The sequence below is a fragment of the Kutzneria sp. 744 genome, from assembly GCF_000568255.1.
Classification (GTDB): Bacteria; Actinomycetota; Actinomycetes; order Mycobacteriales; family Pseudonocardiaceae; genus Kutzneria.
The window spans coordinates 7,908,587-7,910,796 of record NZ_KK037166.1; the positions used below are offsets into that span (position 1 = coordinate 7,908,587).

General features: G+C 72.1%; 1 protein-coding gene and 2 pseudogenes. 2 read left to right on the forward strand and 1 reads right to left on the reverse strand.

The features are described from left to right. Positions 1-107 (reverse strand): annotated as a pseudogene (locus KUTG_RS56965) (dihydrofolate reductase); the annotation flags it as partial. Between the two features lie 327 nt (positions 108-434). Here KUTG_RS56965 and KUTG_RS36415 point away from each other — a divergent pair. Both KUTG_RS36415 and KUTG_RS36420 read left to right on the forward strand, forming a co-directional pair. Continuing rightward, the gene (locus KUTG_RS36415; protein WP_043723331.1) at positions 435-1,250 is read left to right on the forward strand and encodes a sulfurtransferase; all 816 of its coding nucleotides are present in this window, start codon (positions 435-437) and stop codon (positions 1,248-1,250) included. Positions 1,251-1,583: 333 nt separating this feature from the next. Further along, positions 1,584-2,210 (forward strand): annotated as a pseudogene (locus tag KUTG_RS36420) (hypothetical protein); the annotation flags it as partial.

Genomic DNA, 2,210 nt, shown 5'->3' on the forward strand with positions numbered 1-2,210 from the left:
TGGGCCAGGCGCTCGGCGATGCGGGCGCGCAGCGGGACCACGCCCTCTTCCTCGAGCTCGTAGATGGTGCGGAGGTACATCTCGGTGGTGTCGATGAGGTCGTTCACCAAGACTCCAATCGGCGGAGGCTGCGGCCTGCAGGCCGGGCAGGAGCCGATCCGATGGTAACTGGCCGCCGGGGCGGCCGGGACTGTCGGTGGCTGTGGTCGATGCGCTTGGGACAGCCGGCCGGGCGGCGTCGCGAACTGGTCATCGGGGCCGCCTCCGTTCCGCTTCTCCGGCGTGGGCGCGCCCCCGTGTCTCCGGGGTCGCGAGGTCGCCACAGTCGTTCCCGCACGTGTGACGTCAATATTAGTAGGTGCCACCGACAAGCACGGCGGCGTATCCGGCGCGTCACCTCGCGGTGGCCCACGGCGACCGGGCAGGATGCGGTCGTGCGTGCCTTGATCTCCACTGCCGAACTGGCCGGGCTCGACCGGACGCCTGTGCTGTTGGACGTGCGCTGGCGGCTGGCCGGCCCGCCGGCCGTCGAGGACTACCGGGCCGGGCACCTGCCGGGCGCCGTGTTCGTGGATCTGGACCGCGACCTGGCGGCCGAGCCGGGCGCGGGCGGCCGTCATCCACTGCCGACCCCGGAGCGGCTCCAGGCGGCGCTGCGGGCCGCGGGCGTGCGGCGAAATCACCCGGTCGTGGCGTACGACGCGGGCGACGGCTCCACGGCGGCGCGGGCGTGGTGGCTGCTGCGATGGGCCGGCCATGAGCAGGTGGCGGTGCTGGACGGCGGCTACGCGGCCTGGACGGCGGAGGGCCGCCCGGTCAGCACCGAGACGCCGAGCCCGGAGGCCGGCGACATCGAGGTCGTCCCGGGCCACATGCCGGTGCTGGACGCCGACGAGGCGGCGGAGCTGGCCCGCACGGGTGTGCTGCTGGACGCCCGCGCGCCGGAGCGGTACCGCGGCGACGTGGAGCCGATCGACCCGAGGGCCGGGCACATCCCGGGCGCGGTGAACGCCCCGTTCGCCGGCCATATCGACCAGGACGGCCGCTGGCACACGCCGGCGGAGCTGGCCGACCGGTTCGTCCGCCTCGGCGTCAAGGAAGGCCAGGTCGGCGCCTACTGCGGGTCGGGCGTGACGGCGTCCTCGGTGGTGCTGGCGCTGGAAGTGGCGGGCCTCGGCCGAGCGCCGCTGTATGCCGGGTCGTGGTCGCACTGGTGCGTGAACCCGGAGTGCCCGGTGGAAACCGGTTGACCTTGTTTTTGCCGCGCGTTCCGCGCGGGGCGAGGTCGCTCGTGACCGGTGCCTCGCCCTTGCTGCATTTCGACCGCCGCATCGGCTCGGGTGGTGGGTTGCCTCGGGTGGCGGCGATCGAAATGCAGCAACCGGGCGAAACACCGGCGCGACCTCGCGTCTCCGGATGGGAAACCGGTTGACCACGTCCGGCACTATGAAGGTGTGAGCGGCCACAAGCGATTTCGATACCCCTCGGTGTCCCGGGGGCGTTGAGTCGCGCGTTCTGACGGGGGAGCCGAGGGGGCTAGCGGCCACCAACCCCAGCTCACGTCGGGACCTGCCATGAAGCTCATGACCGCTGACCAGGTGCGCGCGGCGCTGTCCGTGCGCGACCTCACCGACCCCAACCACGGCCCGCACGCGATGCAGCTGCTGCTCGACGAGATCGAGCGGGCGGTCTCGGACTGGGCCGGAATTCCCGTGCGAAGGCATCGCGGCAGTCCCGTGGTGCCGACGGCGGACAACTACGACCGCCTCGGCTACCCGGCCGACGCGGTGGCCCGGGACGCCCGCTATTCCCGTTACCTGAGGCCGGATCTGATGCTGCGGGCGCACACGACGGCGATGGTGCCGCCGCTGTTGGAAGGCCTCGACGGCGAGGCGCTGCTGAGCTGCCCGGGCATGTGCTACCGCCGTGACGCCATCGACCGCCAGCATGTCGGTCAGCCGCACCAACTGGATCTCTGGCTGGCCCGGGAAGGCTTGGCGGACAAGGATTTCCACGACATGGCCCAGGTGGTCGTGACAGCGGCGATCCCGGGCGCCCGTGCCGAGCTGACGCCGTCCGACCATCCCTACACCGTGCGGGGCAAGGAGATCCGGGGTGGACGGCATGGAGGTCGGCGAAGGTGGACCGGCCCGTCCGGATCTGTGCCACGGCCTGCCATGGGACTGGGCCTGGACCGGCTTCTCATGCTG